Annotated in this window: 14 protein-coding genes; 13 read left to right on the top strand and 1 reads right to left on the bottom strand. The window is 72.4% G+C overall.

Annotated elements, in window-relative coordinates:
* The first annotated feature begins 124 nt into the window (after positions 1-124).
* Together OG338_RS21235 and OG338_RS21230 are read left to right on the top strand one after the other, a co-directional pair.
* A complete protein-coding gene (locus tag OG338_RS21235) occupies positions 125-967 on the top strand; it encodes a lysozyme (protein ID WP_405938824.1) in 843 nt (280 codons plus the stop codon).
* Positions 968-1,216: 249 nt separating this feature from the next.
* Complete coding sequence (locus OG338_RS21230; protein WP_405940493.1) at positions 1,217-1,897, top strand: polysaccharide deacetylase family protein; 681 nt, start codon at positions 1,217-1,219, stop codon at positions 1,895-1,897.
* Positions 1,898-1,981: 84 nt separating this feature from the next.
* Here OG338_RS21230 and lon read toward each other — a convergent pair whose 3' ends face one another.
* Complete coding sequence (gene lon, locus OG338_RS21225) at positions 1,982-4,402, bottom strand: endopeptidase La (protein ID WP_405938823.1); 2,421 nt, start codon at positions 4,400-4,402, stop codon at positions 1,982-1,984.
* A 157-nt stretch (positions 4,403-4,559) separates the two neighbouring features.
* On the opposite strand from lon, the gene OG338_RS21220 reads away from it, so the two are divergent.
* The 11 genes from OG338_RS21220 (at position 4,560) to OG338_RS21170 (ending at position 16,732) form a co-directional block, all read left to right on the top strand.
* A complete protein-coding gene (locus OG338_RS21220; protein WP_073862981.1) occupies positions 4,560-4,961 on the top strand; it encodes a DUF4259 domain-containing protein in 402 nt (133 codons plus the stop codon).
* Between the two features lie 70 nt (positions 4,962-5,031).
* On the top strand, positions 5,032-5,610 hold the full coding sequence (locus tag OG338_RS21215) for an isochorismatase family protein (protein ID WP_405938822.1): 579 nt from the start codon (positions 5,032-5,034) through the stop codon (positions 5,608-5,610).
* A gap of 33 nt (positions 5,611-5,643) precedes the next feature.
* On the top strand, positions 5,644-6,246 hold the full coding sequence (locus OG338_RS21210; RefSeq protein ID WP_405938821.1) for an RNA polymerase sigma factor: 603 nt from the start codon (positions 5,644-5,646) through the stop codon (positions 6,244-6,246).
* On the top strand, positions 6,243-7,157 hold the full coding sequence (locus OG338_RS21205; protein ID WP_405938820.1) for a hypothetical protein: 915 nt from the start codon (positions 6,243-6,245) through the stop codon (positions 7,155-7,157). The genes OG338_RS21210 and OG338_RS21205 overlap by 4 nt, the downstream gene beginning before the upstream one ends.
* Entirely contained in the window at positions 7,154-7,945 is a 792-nt protein-coding gene (locus OG338_RS21200; RefSeq protein ID WP_405938819.1) for an ATP-binding cassette domain-containing protein, read from the top strand. Before OG338_RS21205 ends, OG338_RS21200 begins: the two co-directional genes overlap by 4 nt.
* Positions 7,942-9,237, top strand: a complete 1,296-nt coding sequence (locus OG338_RS21195; protein WP_405938818.1) for a hypothetical protein — start codon at positions 7,942-7,944, stop codon at positions 9,235-9,237. The genes OG338_RS21200 and OG338_RS21195 overlap by 4 nt, the downstream gene beginning before the upstream one ends.
* Complete coding sequence (locus OG338_RS21190) at positions 9,234-9,836, top strand: hypothetical protein (RefSeq protein ID WP_405938817.1); 603 nt, start codon at positions 9,234-9,236, stop codon at positions 9,834-9,836. Before OG338_RS21195 ends, OG338_RS21190 begins: the two co-directional genes overlap by 4 nt.
* Before the next feature lie 96 nt (positions 9,837-9,932).
* Positions 9,933-10,625 (top strand): spermidine synthase, encoded by a 693-nt coding sequence (locus tag OG338_RS21185; RefSeq protein ID WP_405938816.1) that lies wholly within the window; start codon positions 9,933-9,935, stop codon positions 10,623-10,625.
* 235 nt (positions 10,626-10,860) lie between these two features.
* The gene (locus tag OG338_RS21180; RefSeq protein ID WP_148020697.1) at positions 10,861-11,598 is read left to right on the top strand and encodes a response regulator transcription factor; all 738 of its coding nucleotides are present in this window, start codon (positions 10,861-10,863) and stop codon (positions 11,596-11,598) included.
* Entirely contained in the window at positions 11,595-12,671 is a 1,077-nt protein-coding gene (locus OG338_RS21175) for an ATP-binding protein (RefSeq protein ID WP_405938815.1), read from the top strand. The genes OG338_RS21180 and OG338_RS21175 overlap by 4 nt, the downstream gene beginning before the upstream one ends.
* Before the next feature lie 257 nt (positions 12,672-12,928).
* Positions 12,929-16,732: a multifunctional oxoglutarate decarboxylase/oxoglutarate dehydrogenase thiamine pyrophosphate-binding subunit/dihydrolipoyllysine-residue succinyltransferase subunit gene (locus OG338_RS21170; RefSeq protein ID WP_405938814.1), complete on the top strand. Its 3,804-nt coding sequence runs from the start codon at positions 12,929-12,931 to the stop codon at positions 16,730-16,732.
* Positions 16,733-16,768: the final 36 nt, after the last annotated feature.

The following is a 16,768-nucleotide window of genomic DNA, read 5'->3' as shown; positions in this document are numbered from 1 at the left end:
CCCGGCACGGGTCTACGTGCGTAGCGTCATGCATGGCATGTCCACACCATGGCATGCCGCCGGGGTCGCCGTGCGGCGCCTCCCGGGTCGGCAGATCCCCCCACCGAGCTCTCGGAGGCACGCAATGCCCGTGCACAGATCCGGCTCCACGAAGTCCCGCCGCTCGCGCTTCGCCGCGGCCGGCACCCTGCTCGCAGCCCTCTCCCTCCTCATCGCGCTTCCCGGCGCCTCGAACGCGGCGGGCGGCGACCCCACCGCACCCGCGCGCGGCACCGCCACCATGGGCATGGGCGTCATCGCCCACGACGGCAAGGGCGGCCTGCCCATCGAGAGCCGCGCCGTCCAGACCGAGGGCGTGGACGTGGCCAGCTACCAGGGCAACGTCGCCTGGCCGACGCTCTGGAACAGCGGTGTGAAGTGGGCCTACACCAAGGCCACCGAGGGGACGTACTACCGGAACCCCTACTTCGCGCAGCAGTACAACGGCTCGTACAACGTCGGGATGATCCGCGGCGCGTACCACTTCGCCACGCCCGACACCACGAGCGGCGCCGTCCAGGCCAACTACTTCGTGGACCACGGGGGCGGCTGGTCCAGGGACGGCAAGACCCTGCCGGGCGTGCTCGACATCGAGTGGAACCCGTACGGCGCGCAGTGCTACGGCAAGAGCGCGGCCCAGATGGTCGCGTGGATACGTGACTTCGTGAACACGTACAAGGCGCGCACCGGGCGCGACGCGGTGATCTACACCGCGACCAGCTGGTGGAAGGACTGCACCGGCAACAACGCCGGCTTCGCGACCACCAACCCGCTCTGGGTGGCCCGCTACAACACCACGGTCGGCGAGCTCCCGGCCGGCTGGGGCTTCTACACGATCTGGCAGTACACGTCCTCCGGTCCGACGGTGGGCGACCACAACCACTTCAACGGCGCCCTCGACCGCGTACAGGCACTCGCCAACGGATAGCGGCGCCGGCCTCCCCGTACGGCGCGAAGCCCGGTGACATCCCCCGTCGCCGGGCTTCTTCGCGTCCCGGACACCCCACTATGAACCCGGTGTATACATCACAGGTATAGTCATCGTTCCAGGTCGCACACCAGTGCGTCCGTTCACCAGAGGGAGTGGCACGCCGTGCCCAGTAAGAGGAAGTCCATCGGTACGGGGTTGGCCGCCGCTCTTGTGACAGCGCTCACGCTCACCCTGAGCGGCTGCGCGATGGAGACCACCGCGCCCGCCTCGGCCCGCGACGACGCCGCGTCGGACGCCAAGGCGCCAATGGGCCCGGTGGACTGCCGCAAGGCCAAGTGCATCGCCCTGACCTTCGACGCGGGCCCGGCCGAGGACACGCCCCGTCTGCTGGACATCCTCAAGGAGAAGAAGGTCCACGCGACGTTCTTCCTGCTCGGCAAGAACCACGTGAAGAAGCACCCGGAGACCGTGCGGCGGCTCGCGGCCGAGGGCCATGAGATCGCCAACCACACCTGGTCGCACAAGATCCTGACCGACCGGAAGCCGGCCGAGATACGCGCCGAGCTGGAGAAGACGCAGAACGCGATCGCGGACATCACCGGCAAGAAGCCCCGGCTGATGCGCCCGCCGCAGGGCCGCACCGACGACACGATCTCCGGCATCTGCAAGGACCTCGGGCTCTCCCAGATCCTGTGGAGCGCCACCGCCAAGGACTACTCGACCACCGACTCCGCGCTGATCAAGAAGCGGATAGTCGACCAGGCGAGCAAGGACGGCATCATCCTGCTGCACGACATCTACAAGGGCACCGTGCCGGCCGTGCCCGGGATCATCGACACCCTGAAGAAGCAGGGCTACACCTTCGTGACGGTCCCCCAGCTGATGGCTCCCGCCGAGCCGGTGCCGGGCACGATCTACCGCCCGTAGGTCCGGTACGGAGCCGGGCGCGGCGGTACGCGGAACGGCCCGCGCGTCCGGGCCGTTCCGCGTCCGTGGCTGCCGTCGCCGCCGTTACGCGGCCTGCGCCGCCGGAATCCGGCGCTCCGCCGTGGCCGGGGCCAGGGCGATCTCCAGGACCTGGCGGACGTCGGTGACCGGGTGGACCTCCAGGGTCTCCAGCACCTCGGCCGGGACGTCGTCCAGGTCGGCCTCGTTCCGCTTGGGGATCACCACGGTGGTGATGCCCGCCCGGTGCGCGGCCAGGAGCTTCTGCTTCAGGCCGCCGATCGGCAGCACCCGCCCGGTCAGCGAGACCTCACCGGTCATCGCCACATCCGTGCGGACCAGCCGGCCGGAGAGCAGCGAGGCCAGCGCGGTCGTCATCGTGATGCCCGCGCTCGGGCCGTCCTTGGGGACCGCGCCCGCCGGGAAGTGGATGTGCGCGCCCCGGTCCTTGAGGTCCGCGACCGGAAGCTCCAGCTCCGCGCCGTGCGACCGGAGGAAGCTGAGCGCGATCTGCGCGGACTCCTTCATGACGTCGCCCAGCTGGCCGGTGAGGGTGAGACCGGATGCCCCGGTCTCCGGGTCGGCCAGCGACGCCTCCACGAAGAGGACGTCCCCGCCGGCCCCGGTCACCGCGAGCCCGGTGGCCACGCCGGGCACCGACGTACGGCGCTCGGCCGGGTCCTGGGCGGACTCGGGCACATGGTGCGGGCGGCCGATGAGGCCGCGCAGGTCGTCCGCGCCGACCGTGAACGGCAGCGCGCGGTCGCCCAGCTCGCTCTGGGCCGCGACCTTGCGCAGCAGCCGGGCGACGGCGCGCTCCAGATTCCGTACGCCGGCCTCGCGGGTGTACTCGCCGGCCAGCTTGCGCAGCGCCGGTTCGTCCAGGGCGACCTCGTCCTTCTCCAGACCGGCCCGTTCCAGCTGGCGCGGGAGCAGGTGGTCACGGGCGATGACGACCTTCTCGTCCTCGGTGTAGCCGTCGAGCCTGACCAGCTCCATGCGGTCCAGCAGGGCTTCCGGGATGGCCTCCAGGACGTTGGCGGTGGCCAGGAAGACGACGTCGCTGAGGTCGAGCTCGACCTCCAGGTAGTGGTCGCGGAAGGTGTGGTTCTGCGCGGGGTCGAGGACTTCGAGAAGGGCGGCGGCCGGGTCGCCCCGGAAGTCGGAGCCGACCTTGTCGATCTCGTCCAGGAGGACGACCGGATTCATCGAGCCGGCCTCCTTGACGGCGCGCACGATGCGTCCGGGCAGCGCCCCGACGTACGTACGCCGGTGGCCGCGGATCTCCGCCTCGTCCCGGACACCGCCGAGCGCGACGCGGACGAACTTGCGGCCCATGGCGTGTGCGACGGACTCCCCGAGCGAGGTCTTGCCGACGCCGGGCGGCCCCACCAGGGCCAGCACCGCACCGCCGCGCCGGCCGCCGACGACGCCGAGGCCGCGGTCGGCCCGGCGCTTGCGGACCGCGAGGTATTCGGTGATGCGCTCCTTCACGTCCTGGAGGCCGGCGTGCTCGGCGTCCAGGATCGCCTGGGCGCCCTTGATGTCGTAGGCGTCCTCGGTGCGCTCGGTCCAGGGCAGTTCGAGGACGGTGTCGAGCCAGGTCCTGATCCAGGAGCCCTCGGGGCTCTGGTCGGAGGCGCGCTCCAGCTTGTCGACCTCCTTGAGCGCGGCCTCCCGGACGTGCCCGGGCAGGTCGGCGGCCTCGACACGGGCCCGGTAGTCGTCGGACTCGTCCTCCGCGTCGCCGTTGAGCTCGGAGAGTTCCTTGCGTACGGCGTCGAGCTGGCGCCTCAGCAGGAACTCGCGCTGCTGCTTGTCGACGCCCTCCTGGACGTCCTTGGCGATGGACTCCGCGACGTCCTGCTCGGCGAGGTGTTCACCCAGCCACTGGATGGCCAGCTTCAGCCGGGCGACCGGGTCGGTGGTCTCCAGGAGGCGGACCTTCTGGGCGGTGGTGAGGAAGGGCGAGTACCCCGAGTTGTCGGCGAGCGCGGAGACGCCCTCGATCTGCTGCACCCGGTCCACGACCTGCCAGGCCCCGCGCTTCTTCAGCCAGCTGGTGGCGAGCGCCTTGTACTCCTTGACCAGCTCGGCGACGGACCCGGGCAGGGGGTCGGGGACGGATTCGCCCACCCGGACCCCTTCCACCCAGAGGGCGGCACCGGGGCCGCCGGTGCCCGCTCCGATACGGACCCGGTCGCGGCCCCGGATGAGGGCGCCCGGGTCACCGTCGGAGAGCCGCCCCACCTGCTCGACGGTGCCGCGGACACCGATCCCGGTGTACGTCCCGTCGATGCGCGGGACGAGCAGCACCTCGGGCTTGCCCCCGCCCTCCCGGACGGCGGCCTGCGCGGCCTCCACGGCGGCGCGCACCTCGGTGTCCGACAGGTCCAGCGGCACCACCATTCCCGGCAGCACGACCTCGTCGTCAAGCGGCAGCACGGGCAGGGTGAGTGGTGTGACGGCAGTGGACTCAGTAGCCATGATCTCCCCTTCGGCAGTCAAGTTGAGCTATACCGACTCAATGCTTGTGAGCCCCGCAATGTTCCCCGGGGCTGTTCGCTCTGAGCGATCAGGCATGGGCCCGTTGTCAGTGGTGCCTGTCACGATGCGTGGAGATCGATTCGGCAAGGAGACGCATATGGGTACGTGGGACGTGGGCCCGTTCGACAACGACACCGCCGCCGACTGGTGCGGAGGGCTGGACGACGCCGCACCGGAGGCGCGCGAGGGGATGGTCCGGGCCGCGCTGGCCGAGACGGCCGGCACCACCGACTACCTGGACTCGGACGTGGCCAACGAGGCGATAGCCGCGGCCGCCCTGGTCGCGGCGCAGTGCCCCGGGGGTGCCCCCGCCGACTCCGCGTACGGCCCGGACGAGCCCCTTCCGGACCTGACCGGCCTGCGCGAACTCGCGCTCCGGGCGCTGGACCGGGTCCTGACGGAACCGTCCGAGGCGCTGGAGCTCTGGGAGGAAGCGGAGGACGGGCCCTGGCACACGGGGATCAACCAGCTGCGCGGGACGCTTATGCCCCGGCCCTGAGCGGCGGGCCCCTGCGCGGCGGCCCCGATATTCCGTGGAGCGCCGGCCCCGCACCGGACAGGATGGCCGCATGACCGAGACCCCGCTCCCCGTGCAGGCCCTGATCGTCGTGGATGTGCAGAAGGACGGGGTGACCGGCGCGGGGGCCGTCCCCGGGGCCGGTGTGCTGCTGGACCGTACGGCGGGGCTGCTGGCGCGGGCCCGGCGGGCGGGCGCGGTCGTCGTCCACCTCCAGAACGACGGCGACCCCGGGTCGGGCGACGAGCCGTACACGCCGGGCTGGGCGCTGCATCTGCCCGTCGGGGCCGGGCCCCGGGAGTCCGTGATCCGCAAGACCTGGGACGACGGCTTCAAGGACACGTCCCTGGGCGCCGTGCTGACGGAGGCGGGCGTCGAATCGCTGGCCGTCTGCGGCGTCATGTCGGAGATGTGCGTCCAGGCGACGGCCCGCACCGCCCTGGAGCTGGGCTACCGGGCCGTCCTCCCGCACGACGCCCACGCCACGCACGACGTCCCGCCCGCGCCCGGGATCAGCGCAGCGGTGCCCGCCGCCGTTGTCTCCCGGGTCGCCGCCTGGGCGATCAGCGCGGACGCGGACGTCACCACGCCTGCCTCGGCCGTACGGTTCACGGCGCCGCCGGGCGCGTGAACCGGTCGGCGGGCGACCGCCGATAGAGGGGGTGTGAGCGACTTGCGCCCCTCGGGGGACGACCGGACCGACGAGGCGCTGCTGCGTGCCGTCGCGCAGGGGGACACGGCCGCCCTGGCCGCGTTCTACGACCGGCACGCCGGCTGGCTTCTCGTCCGGCTGGGCCGCCGCTGCCCGGACCCGGAGACCGTACGGGAGGTCGTCCAGGACACCTTCGTGACGGTCTGGCGCTCCGCCGCCGCGCACCGGGGCACGGCGGCGGGCGGCTGGCTCTGGGTGATCGCCGCCCGGCGCCTGGTCGACGCCCAGCGCACCCGGGCCCGTACGGAACGCGCGGCAGCGGCCGGACAGGCGGGCGACACCCGCTGGACCTCCCCCGCACCATCCGCCGAGGACCGCGTCCTGGCCGGCCTGGAATACGGCGACGTGGGCGCCGCGCTCGACCGCATCTCCCCCGAACTCCGGGAGGTCCTGCGGGCCACGGTGGTCGACGGCCTCACCACCAGAGAGGCCGCCCGGCTCCTCGGCATACCCGAGGGCACGGTCAAGACCCGAGCCATGCGCGCCCGCCGCGAACTACGCACCGCCCTCGACCGGCTGACCGCGGAGACCGGCCCCCTGGGAGGCACGGCATGAAGACCTGGCACGTAACGAACGTCCTCGCCCTCCGCTACGCGGCAGGCACCACCCCCGAACCGGACGCCTGGTCCGTGGAGAGACACGTCGAGTCCTGCACGGACTGCGCGGAACGCGTGTCGGCTGCGGTACGCGACCGGGGGGCCGGGGCCATGGCGCTGGACGCGATCCGGACGGCGGTCCTGGCGGAGGCGGCGGCGCGGCCGGTTCCGGCGGCGGGGGCGCGGCGTCGGGCGCTCGGTGTGGGGCCCGGGGCCGCCTGGCGCCGTCTGCCCGGGCGCCACCACGTCGGCCGGGTGTGGTGGGCGGCCGGGCCCGCCCTGCGGGGGCCGTGGACCGGGGCCCTGGCGCTGGTGGTGTGCGCGGCCGTCGCGCTGGCGTACGGGGGTGGGTTCGGTGGGGCGGTGCGGGCGTTGCTGCTGCTTGTCGCGCCTGTGCTGCCGCTTGCCGGGGTCGGGGTTTCGTACGGGCGCTCCGCCGACCCGTTGCACGAGATCATCGCCACCTCGCCCGGCGGCGGACTGCGGCTGTTGCTGGCCAGGACGGCCGCGGTGCTCGGGGTGACCGTTCCGGTGCTCGCGCTGGCCTGGTTGGTGCTGCCCGCGTCGGCCGGCGGGCCGGGGCCCCTGGCCTGGCTGCTGCCCGGGCTCGCGCTGACGCTCGCGGCGCTGGGGCTCGGCTCGTACGTCGGCTGCCGCACCTCGGCGCTCGTCGTCGCGGCGGGGTGGGCGGCCGCCGTCACCGTACCGGCGCTCGACACCTCCCCGGCCGCACTGCTCGACGGAACGCCGACGGCGCTCCGCTACTTCGCGGGGCTGCCCGCACAGGGCGCGTGGGCGGTGGCGGCCGTGCTCGGTGCGGCGCTGCTCGTCCTGCGCCGCCGATCCTTCGACCATCTGGAGACGTCATGAGCGCGATCAGCACCGTGAGAGCGTCGGGGCTGACGGTGCGGCACCGCCGCCGGACCGCCCTGGACGCCGTCGATCTCGCCTTCGGGCCCGGAGTGCACGGGCTCCTGGGCCCCAACGGCGCCGGCAAGACCTCGCTGATCCGGGTCCTGTCCACGGCCACCGCGCCGGACGCCGGGCGGATCGAGCTGCTGGGCGCCGACGTGGGGGCGGCGTCCGACCACCGCGCCCGGGCGGAGGTCCGGCGCAGGCTGGGCTATCTGCCGCAGGAGTTCGGGCACTATGCCGGGTTCACCGTCCGCGAGTTCGTCGCCTATGTGGCGTGGCTCAAGGAAATGGACGGGACCCGGGCGGCCGCCGCCGTGGAGCGCGCGGTGGACCGCGTGGGTCTTGCCGACCGGATCGACTCCCGGATGAAGACGCTGTCCGGCGGCATGGTCCGGCGCGTCGGCATCGCCCAGGCGATCGTCAACGAACCGGAGCTGCTGCTCCTGGACGAGCCGACCGCCGGGCTCGACCCGGAACAGCGCGTCGAGTTCCGGGCCCTGATGCGGGACCTGGGGAAGGACGCGACGGTCATCCTCTCCACACACCTGGTGGAGGACGTGGTGGCGGCCTGCGAGGACGTGACGCTGATCGAGGCGGGCCGCGTCGCGTACCGGGGGACGACGGACGAGCTGGCGGCCCTCGGCAAGGACGACGACGATCCGGACGCGCTCCACGGCAGCCCTATCGAGCGCGGATACACGACGGCCCTGCGCTCCCACCGGGCGACGGCGGGCGCCCGATGACCGTCACCGAAGCCCCCGTACGGCGCAAGACCCCAAGCCCCCCGCTGCGGGCCGAGGCGCGGCGCGGTATCGGCCCGTGGACCGGGCTGTCCACCGCGCTCACGCTCGGCGTGACCATGGCCGCGAAGGCCGACGACTGGCAGGGCGACTGGATCGAGACCCAGAGCCTCCTGCACTCCGGCGCCACCCTGCTCGCGGGCCCGCTGGTGGCCGCGGCTGCCTGCTGGCAGGGCGCCCGCGACCACCGGCGCGCCACCGATGAGCTGTGGCGCTCGACGCCGCGTGCGCGGTGGCGGCGCATGGCGGTGGCCGCGCTGCCGCTCGCGCTGTGGGCGGTCGCCGGGTACGTGGTCGCGCTGGCCGGGGCGCTGGGGGCCACCTGGCCGTACGCGGGCGGCGGCGGCCCGCTTCCCTCGCTCGTCGTCGTGGACGCCGCCTTCCTGGCGGCCGTGGCGCTGCTCGGGTTCTCCGTCGGCGTGCTGTGCCGGTGGCGGCTGGCCGCGCCCGTGCTCGCCGCGTTGATGTACCTGGTGCTCGGGGTGCCGAACTACTCGGAATCCCCGGCGCGGTACCTCGACCCGGCCGAGCAGTACGCGCTGTGGGACCAGCTGCCCGTGTGGTGGTTCGCCCCCGCCATGGTGGCCTGGACCGGCGGACTCGCGGCCGCCGCGCTCACCGCCGTCGCGGCCCGGCGCCGGCTCACCGCTCTCGTACCGCTCGCCGTGGCGGCCGCCGTCGCCCCGCTGGTCGTGTCCACGGGCGACGGCCTGTTCCGGGACGACCCGGCGGCCCACCACCTCGCCTGCACGGAGGGGAGCCCGCAGATATGCCTGAGCGGGCGCCAGAAGCACCTGCTGCCCCAGGTCGCCGAGGCGCTGTCGGAGCTGACCGGGCGGCTGGAGGGGGTGCGGGGCGCACCCGAGCGCTACGTCGACCGCCTTCCCGAGCAACGCCCCGACGACACATGGATTCCAACGCCGAACGCAGGCTGGTACCTCCTGCGTGGACGGTTGCAGCACACGGAGGACTACGCCTGGCAGGTGGGTTACCACTTGACGGACCGGGGATGCCACGGTTCGGACTCCATGGACGCCGACGACGGTCGGGTTCGGACGACGGACCACGCTGTCGCGAGCTGGCTCAACGGCCCCTCCGCGTCGGTCCCCGGTGACGAGGAGTCCCCCGAGTTCCGCCGCCTCGAAGCCATGCCCGACGCCGAGCGCCGCGCCTGGCTCGGCCGCTACATGGCCACGCGCACCAGCTGCGACCCCTCGGAGGTGCCGGTCCTGTGAGCCTCCCCGTCCTCTATCTCCGCTCCCGCGCCCTCCCCCGTACCGCGGCCGCCGTGGCCTGCACGGCCCTGCTCGCCGCCTGGGCCGCCCACTGGATCCAGGCACAGCCGACCTTCGACCACAGCGCCCGCGTCCCCGTCCTGGTCCTCGCGCCGCTGCTGGCCGCGTCGGCCATCGGCACGAGCCTGTACGCCGCCGCCGACGAGCTCGACCGGACGGCGGTCCGGCGCTGGTGGCCCCGACGGCTGGCGCACCTGCTCGCGCTCACCGTCCCGGCCGCCGCCGCCCTCGCGCTGGCCGTCCCCGGGCACCCGGAGGCGTTCGGCGCGCCCGGCATGGTGCGCAATGTGCTCGGCGCGACCGGGATCACGGCCGCCGCGGCCGCCCTGATCGGGGCCCGGCTCAGCTGGCTGCCGGTCACCGTGTACACCGGCGCGGTCTATCTGGCCGCGCCGCGCGCCCCGGGCGGAGCCGCGTCCGTGTGGGCCTGGCCGATGCAGCCGGGGCCGCAGGTGTGGGCGTGGGCCGTCGCGGCGGCGGCGTTCGCGGCGGGGGCGGCGCTCTACGCGGTACGCGGGGCGCGCCGCGAAGGCGGCTGACCGAGGCGGTCCCTCGTACGAACCCGCTGGCCCCCGCCCGCCCCCGCGCGACAGGATGGCGGGGACAGTCCGCCCCGGCCACCGGAGATCAGTGCCATGCCCCACACGTTCGGCCCCGACGCCAACGCCCCCGTCACCCTGGACCGCCGCGAGGGACCGTACGGGGAGGTCGTCCTCCGGCGGCGCGGGGAGGACTTCGAGATCATCGCCAACGGGTGCTTCCTGATGGACACCTCGGACGGGCGGTCCGAGCGGCTGCTGGTCGACGCCGCGCTCGCCGCGCTGCCGGCCGGCCGCACCGCGCCCGCGGTGCTGATCGGGGGGCTCGGGGTCGGGTTCTCGCTCGCCCGGGCCGCCGGCGAGCCCCGGTGGGGCCGGATCGCGGTCGCCGAGCGGGAGGGGGCGATCGTGGACTGGCACCGGCGGGGGCCGCTGGACCGGATCTCGGGGCCCGCGCTCGCCGACCCCCGTACGGAGATCCTGACGACCGACCTCGTCGCGTATCTGCGTACGACTACGGACCGTTACGACGCACTGTGTCTGGACATCGACAACGGGCCGGACTGGACGGTCACCGAGGACAACGACGACCTCTACTCCCCCGCCGGGCTCGCGGACTGCCGGGCGCGGCTCAACCCGGGCGGGGTGCTCGCCGTCTGGTCCGCGCAACCGTCCGCCGCATTCGACCAGGCCCTACGGAATGCCGGGTTCCAGGGGGTACGGGCGGAAGAAGTGGGCGTTGCCCGAGGTGTGCCGGACGTGGTCCATCTCGCAGTCCGGGGCGACTGAGATCCCCCCGGCGGGTATCGAAAGCCCCCGAACGCCCCGGGGCCAAGGCCCACAAGCGCGACACTCCGCCCTGTCCGGGGGCCGCGCGGGGCGGTCCGGCCTTGCACCCTGCGTAGCCGGAAAGCCTCCGCTGCCTCTACGCTGCTGACCGGTAGCGGGATCACCCACGAAATTCACGAACGAAAACCGTACGTCCGGGGGAATGGCCTCCGTGAGAACGGGCAGGGGCGGGGCGATGGAACAGACACACACCACCCACACCGGCGTCGCGGCCACCCCGGGCGCGCAGCGCCGGGTGCTGGTGGTCGAGGACGACGCCACGATCGTCGATGCCATTGCCGCCCGGCTGCGGGCGGAGGGCTTTCTCGTGCAGACCGCGCTGGACGGCCCGGCCGCCGTGGACGCGGCCGAGGCATGGCAGCCGGACCTGATGGTGCTCGACATCATGCTGCCCGGCTTCGACGGCCTGGAGGTCTGCCGCCGGGTCCAGGCCCAGCGGCCGGTGCCGGTGCTGATGCTGACCGCGCGCGACGACGAGACGGACATGCTCGTCGGGCTCGGGGTCGGCGCCGACGACTACATGACCAAGCCGTTCTCGATGCGCGAGCTGGCCGCCCGGGTGCATGTGCTGCTGCGCCGGGTGGAGCGGGCCGCGCTGGCCGCGGTGACGCCGCGCAGCGGCATACTCCGCCTCGGCGAGCTGGAGATCGACCACGCGCAGCGCCGGGTCCGGGTCCGCGCCGACGACGTGCATCTGACCCCGACCGAGTTCGACCTGCTGGTCTGCCTGGCCAACACCCCGCGCGCGGTGCTCTCCCGGGAGCAGCTGCTCGCCGAGGTGTGGGACTGGGCGGACGCCTCGGGCACCCGGACGGTCGACAGCCACATCAAGGCGCTGCGCCGGAAGATCGGCGCGGAGCGCATCCGTACCGTGCACGGCGTCGGTTACGCGCTGGAGACCCCCGCGCCATGACCTCGCCCGGACCGGGGCTGCGGCCGTTCTCGATCAAGGCCAAGCTGGGCACCCTGGTGGTGGTCTCGGTGTTCATCACCACCGGGCTGATCATGGTGGCCTTCCGTACGCGGACCGAGCTGCGGTTCATCACCGTGTTCTCGGTCATCGCGACCCTGCTGATCACCCAGTTCGTGGCGCACGGCCTGACCGCGCCGCTGGACGAGATGCGCGCGGTGGCCCGGTCGATCTCGCACGGCGACTACACGCGGCGGGTCAACGGCGCGGGCCGGCGCGACGAACTCGGCGACCTGGCGCAGACCATCAATCTGATGGCCGACGACCTGGCGGCCGTGGACCGGCACCGCAAGGAGCTGGTGGCGAATGTCTCGCACGAGCTGCGCACGCCCATCGCGGCGCTGAGAGCCGTCCTGGAGAACGTCGTGGACGGGGTGTCGTCGGCCGATCCGGAGACGATGCGGACCGCGCTGAAACAGACGGAGCGCCTGGGCCGTCTCGTGGAGACGCTGCTCGACCTGTCCCGGCTGGACAACGGCGTCGTCACGCTGAAGGCCAACCGCTTCGAGGTGTGGCCCTATCTGTCCGGGGTGCTGAAGGAGGCGAACCTCGCCGCCGCGCACCGCCGGCTCTCCTCCGGGTCCGGCAACCACTCCCGTACGGACGTCCATCTGCACCTGGACGTGTCGCCGCCGGAGCTGACCGCGCACGCGGACGCGGAGCGGCTGCACCAGGTGGTGGCCAATCTCATCGACAACGCCGTCAAGCACAGCCCGCCGCACGGCCGGGTCACGGTGCTGGCCCGGCGCGGCCCGCAGGCCGAGTCGCTGATTCTGGAGGTGGTGGACGAGGGCCCGGGCATTCCCGAGTCCGAGCGCCACCGGGTCTTCGAGCGGTTCAACCGGGGCGATGTGGCATCCCCGCACGGCCCGGGCAGCGACGGCGGTACGGGGCTCGGCCTGGCCATCGCCCGCTGGGCGGTGGATCTCCACGGCGGCCGGATCGGCGTGGCCGAATCTGCACGCGGCTGCCGCATCCGCGTCACCCTTCCAGGGATTCCTCAACAGCGAGGTTGACATAGGGTTCGAACCGGAAGGGCACGTTCTGCGTGTTCTTCTCAAGGGGTACGGTCCAGGGGGCCGCCGCGGCGGCCTCGCGTACCCGGAGTGAAGCGGAACCATGCTTGTTTCCCGCCATTTCCAGTGCCGAAACCCGGCTTCCGATGTGACTTGCACGACGAAGACCTCCCCGGCCTGCAAGGAACGGCCGCGGAGGCGTAGCCTTGATTCCCGCTGTCCATCACCTTGCGAAGCGGAAGAGGGCGGTCACCGCCGTGTCGTCTCAGTCCCCCAGTAACTCGAGCATCTCGACCGACCAGGCCGGCCCGGGCACCAACCCGGCCGCGGCGTTCGGCGCCAATGAGTGGCTCGTCGACGAGATCTACCAGCAGTACCTCCAGGACCCCAATTCGGTCGATCGTGCCTGGTGGGACTTCTTCGCCGACTACAAGCCGGGCAAGACCGGCACGGCGGACAAGACCGGCGCCGCAGCCGCGGGGGCTGCTGCGCCCGCGGCCCCGGCCGCCCCCACCACCGCACCGGCGGCCCCGGCACAGCCCGCCGCCCAGGCCCCGGCGGCGCCCGCCGCACCGGCCCAGGCGGCCCCGGCCGCGCCCGCCGCCCCCAAGGCTCCGGCGAAGGCCGCCCCGGCTCCGGCCGCCAAGGCCCCCGCCGCGAAGGCCAGGGCCGCCGCGGACACCGAGGCGCCGGCCGGTCCCGAGTACGTGACGCTGCGCGGCCCGTCCGCCGCGGTCGCGAAGAACATGAACGCCTCGCTGGAGCTGCCCACGGCCACGTCCGTGCGCGCCGTCCCGGTGAAGCTGCTCTTCGACAACCGCATCGTCATCAACAACCACCTCAAGCGCGCCCGGGGCGGGAAGATCTCCTTCACGCACCTCATCGGGTACGCGATGGTGCAGGCGCTCAAGACCATGCCGGCCATGAACTACTCCTTCGCGGAGAAGGACGGCAAGCCGACCCTGGTCAAGCCGGAGCACGTCAACCTCGGCCTCGCCATCGACCTGGTGAAGCCGAACGGCGACCGCCAGCTGGTCGTCGCGGCCATCAAGAAGGCCGAGACGCTCAACTTCTTCGAGTTCTGGCAGGCGTACGAGGACATCGTCCGGCGCGCCCGCAACGGCAAGCTCGGCATGGACGACTTCACCGGCGTCACCGCCTCGCTGACCAACCCCGGCGGCATCGGCACCGTCCACTCGGTGCCCCGCCTGATGCCCGGGCAGGGCCTCATCATGGGCGTCGGCGCGATGGACTACCCGGCGGAGTTCCAGGGCACCTCGCAGGACACCCTGAACAAGCTGGGCATCTCCAAGGTCATGACCCTGACCTCGACCTACGACCACCGGGTCATCCAGGGTGCCGCGTCCGGCGAGTTCCTGCGCATCCTCTCCCAGCTGCTGCTCGGCGAGAACGAGTTCTACGACGAGATCTTCAAGGCGCTGCGCATCCCCTACGAGCCGGTCCGCTGGCTCAAGGACATCGACGCCTCGCACGACGACGACGTCACCAAGGCCGCGCGGGTCTTCGAGCTGATCCACTCCTACCGGGTCCGAGGCCATGTCATGGCCGACACCGACCCGCTGGAGTACCACCAGCGCAAGCACCCCGACCTCGACATCACCGAGCACGGCCTCACCCTGTGGGACCTGGAGCGGGACTTCGCGGTCGGCGGGTTCGCCGGCAAGTCGATGATGAAGCTCCGCGACATCCTCGGCGTGCTGCGTGAGTCGTACTGCCGCACCACCGGCATCGAGTTCATGCACATCCAGGACCCGAAGCAGCGCAAGTGGCTCCAGGACCGGGTGGAGCGTCCGCGCCCCAAGCCGGAGCGCGAGGAGCAGCTGCGCATCCTGCGCCGGCTGAACGCCGCCGAGGCGTTCGAGACGTTCCTCCAGACCAAGTACGTCGGTCAGAAGCGGTTCTCGCTGGAGGGCGGCGAGTCCGTCATCCCGCTGCTCGACGCGGTCATCGACTCCGCCGCCGAGGCCCGCCTGGACGAGGTCGTCATCGGCATGGCCCACCGCGGCCGGCTGAACGTCCTGGCGAACATCGTGGGCAAGTCGTACGCCCAGATCTTCCGCGAGTTCGAGGGCAACCTCGACCCGCGCTCGATGCACGGCTCCGGCGACGTGAAGTACCACCTGGGCGCCGAGGGCACCTTCACCGGCCTGGACGGCGAGCAGATCAAGGTCTCGCTGGCCGCCAACCCCTCGCACCTGGAGGCGGTCGACCCGGTCCTGGAGGGCATCGCCCGCGCCAAGCAGGACATCATCAACAAGGGCGGCACGGACTTCACCGTCCTGCCCGTCGCCCTGCACGGCGACGCGGCCTTCGCGGGCCAGGGCGTCGTCGCCGAGACGCTCAACATGTCGCAGCTGCGCGGCTACCGCACCGGCGGCACCGTGCACGTGGTGATCAACAACCAGGTCGGCTTCACCGCCGCCCCGGAGTCCTCGCGCTCCTCGATGTACGCCACCGACGTGGCGCGCATGATCGAGGCGCCGATCATCCACGTCAACGGCGACGACCCCGAGGCCGTCGTCCGGGTCGCCCGGCTGGCCTTCGAGTTCCGCCAGGCGTTCAACAAGGACGTCGTGATCGACCTCATCTGCTACCGCCGCCGCGGTCACAACGAGGGCGACAACCCGGAGTTCACCAACCCGCAGATGTACACCCTGATCGACAAGAAGCGCTCGGTGCGCAAGCTCTACACCGAGTCCCTGATCGGTCGCGGCGACATCACCCTGGAAGAGGCGGAGCAGGCGCTCCAGGACTTCCAGGGCCAGCTGGAGAAGGTGTTCGCCGAGGTCCGCGAGGCCACCTCGCAGCCCGCGCAGCCGCATGTCTCCGACCCGCAGGCGCACTTCCCGGTCGCCGTGAGCACCGCGGTCTCCGCCGAGGTCGTCAAGCGGATCGCCGAGTCGCAGGTCAACATCCCCGAGTCGATCACCGTGCACCCGCGGCTGATGCCGCAGATGCAGCGCCGTGCCGCCTCGGTGGAGAACGGCACGATCGACTGGGGCATGGGCGAGACCCTGGCCATCGGTTCGCTGCTGATGGAGGGCACCCCGGTCCGGCTCGCCGGCCAGGACAGCCGCCGCGGCACCTTCGGCCAGCGCCACGCGGTGCTGGTGGACCAGGTCACGGGCGAGGACTACACCCCGCTCCTCTACCTGACGGACGACCAGGCCCGTTACAACGTCTACGACTCGCTCCTCAGCGAGTACGCGGCGATGGGCTTCGAGTACGGCTACTCGCTGGCCCGCCCGGAGTCGCTGGTCATCTGGGAGGCCCAGTTCGGTGACTTCGTCAACGGCGCGCAGACCGTCGTGGACGAGTTCATCTCCTCGGCCGAGCAGAAGTGGGGCCAGACCTCCGGCGTCACGCTGCTGCTGCCGCACGGTTACGAGGGCCAGGGCCCGGACCACTCGTCCGCCCGCCCGGAGCGCTTCCTCCAGATGTGCGCGCAGGACAACATGACGGTCGCGATGCCGACCCTGCCGTCGAACTACTTCCACCTCCTGCGGTGGCAGGTGCACAACCCGCACCACAAGCCGCTGATCGTCTTCACCCCGAAGTCGATGCTCCGTCTCAAGGCGGCGGCGTCGAAGGTGGAGGAGTTCACCTCCGGCGGCTTCCGCCCGGTCATCGGCGACGACACGGTCGAGCCGAGCGCCGTCCGCAAGGTCGTCTTCTGCGCCGGCAAGGTGTACTACGACCTTGAGGCGGAACGTCAGAAGCGTGGCGACACGGAAACCGCGATCATCCGGCTGGAGCGCCTGTACCCGCTGCCGGGTGCCGAGCTCCAGGCCGAGATCGCCAAGTACCCGAACGCGGCGAAGTACCTGTGGGCCCAGGAGGAGCCGGCCAACCAGGGTGCCTGGCCGTTCATCGCGCTGAACCTGATCGACCACCTGGACCTGGCCGTCGGCGCGGACGTGCCGCACGGCGAGCGCCTGCGCCGCATCTCGCGGCCGCGCGGCTCGTCCCCGGCGGTCGGCTCGGCCAAGCGCCACCAGGCGGAGCAGACCCAGCTGGTCAACGAGGTCTTCGAAGCCTGACCGGCAGCCCGTACGCCCGAGGGGCCCGTCCCGCGA

Source organism: Streptomyces sp. NBC_00726, assembly GCF_045161735.1.
GTDB lineage: Bacteria > Actinomycetota > Actinomycetes > Streptomycetales > Streptomycetaceae > Streptomyces.
This window is presented reverse-complemented; position numbering and strand designations above follow the sequence as displayed.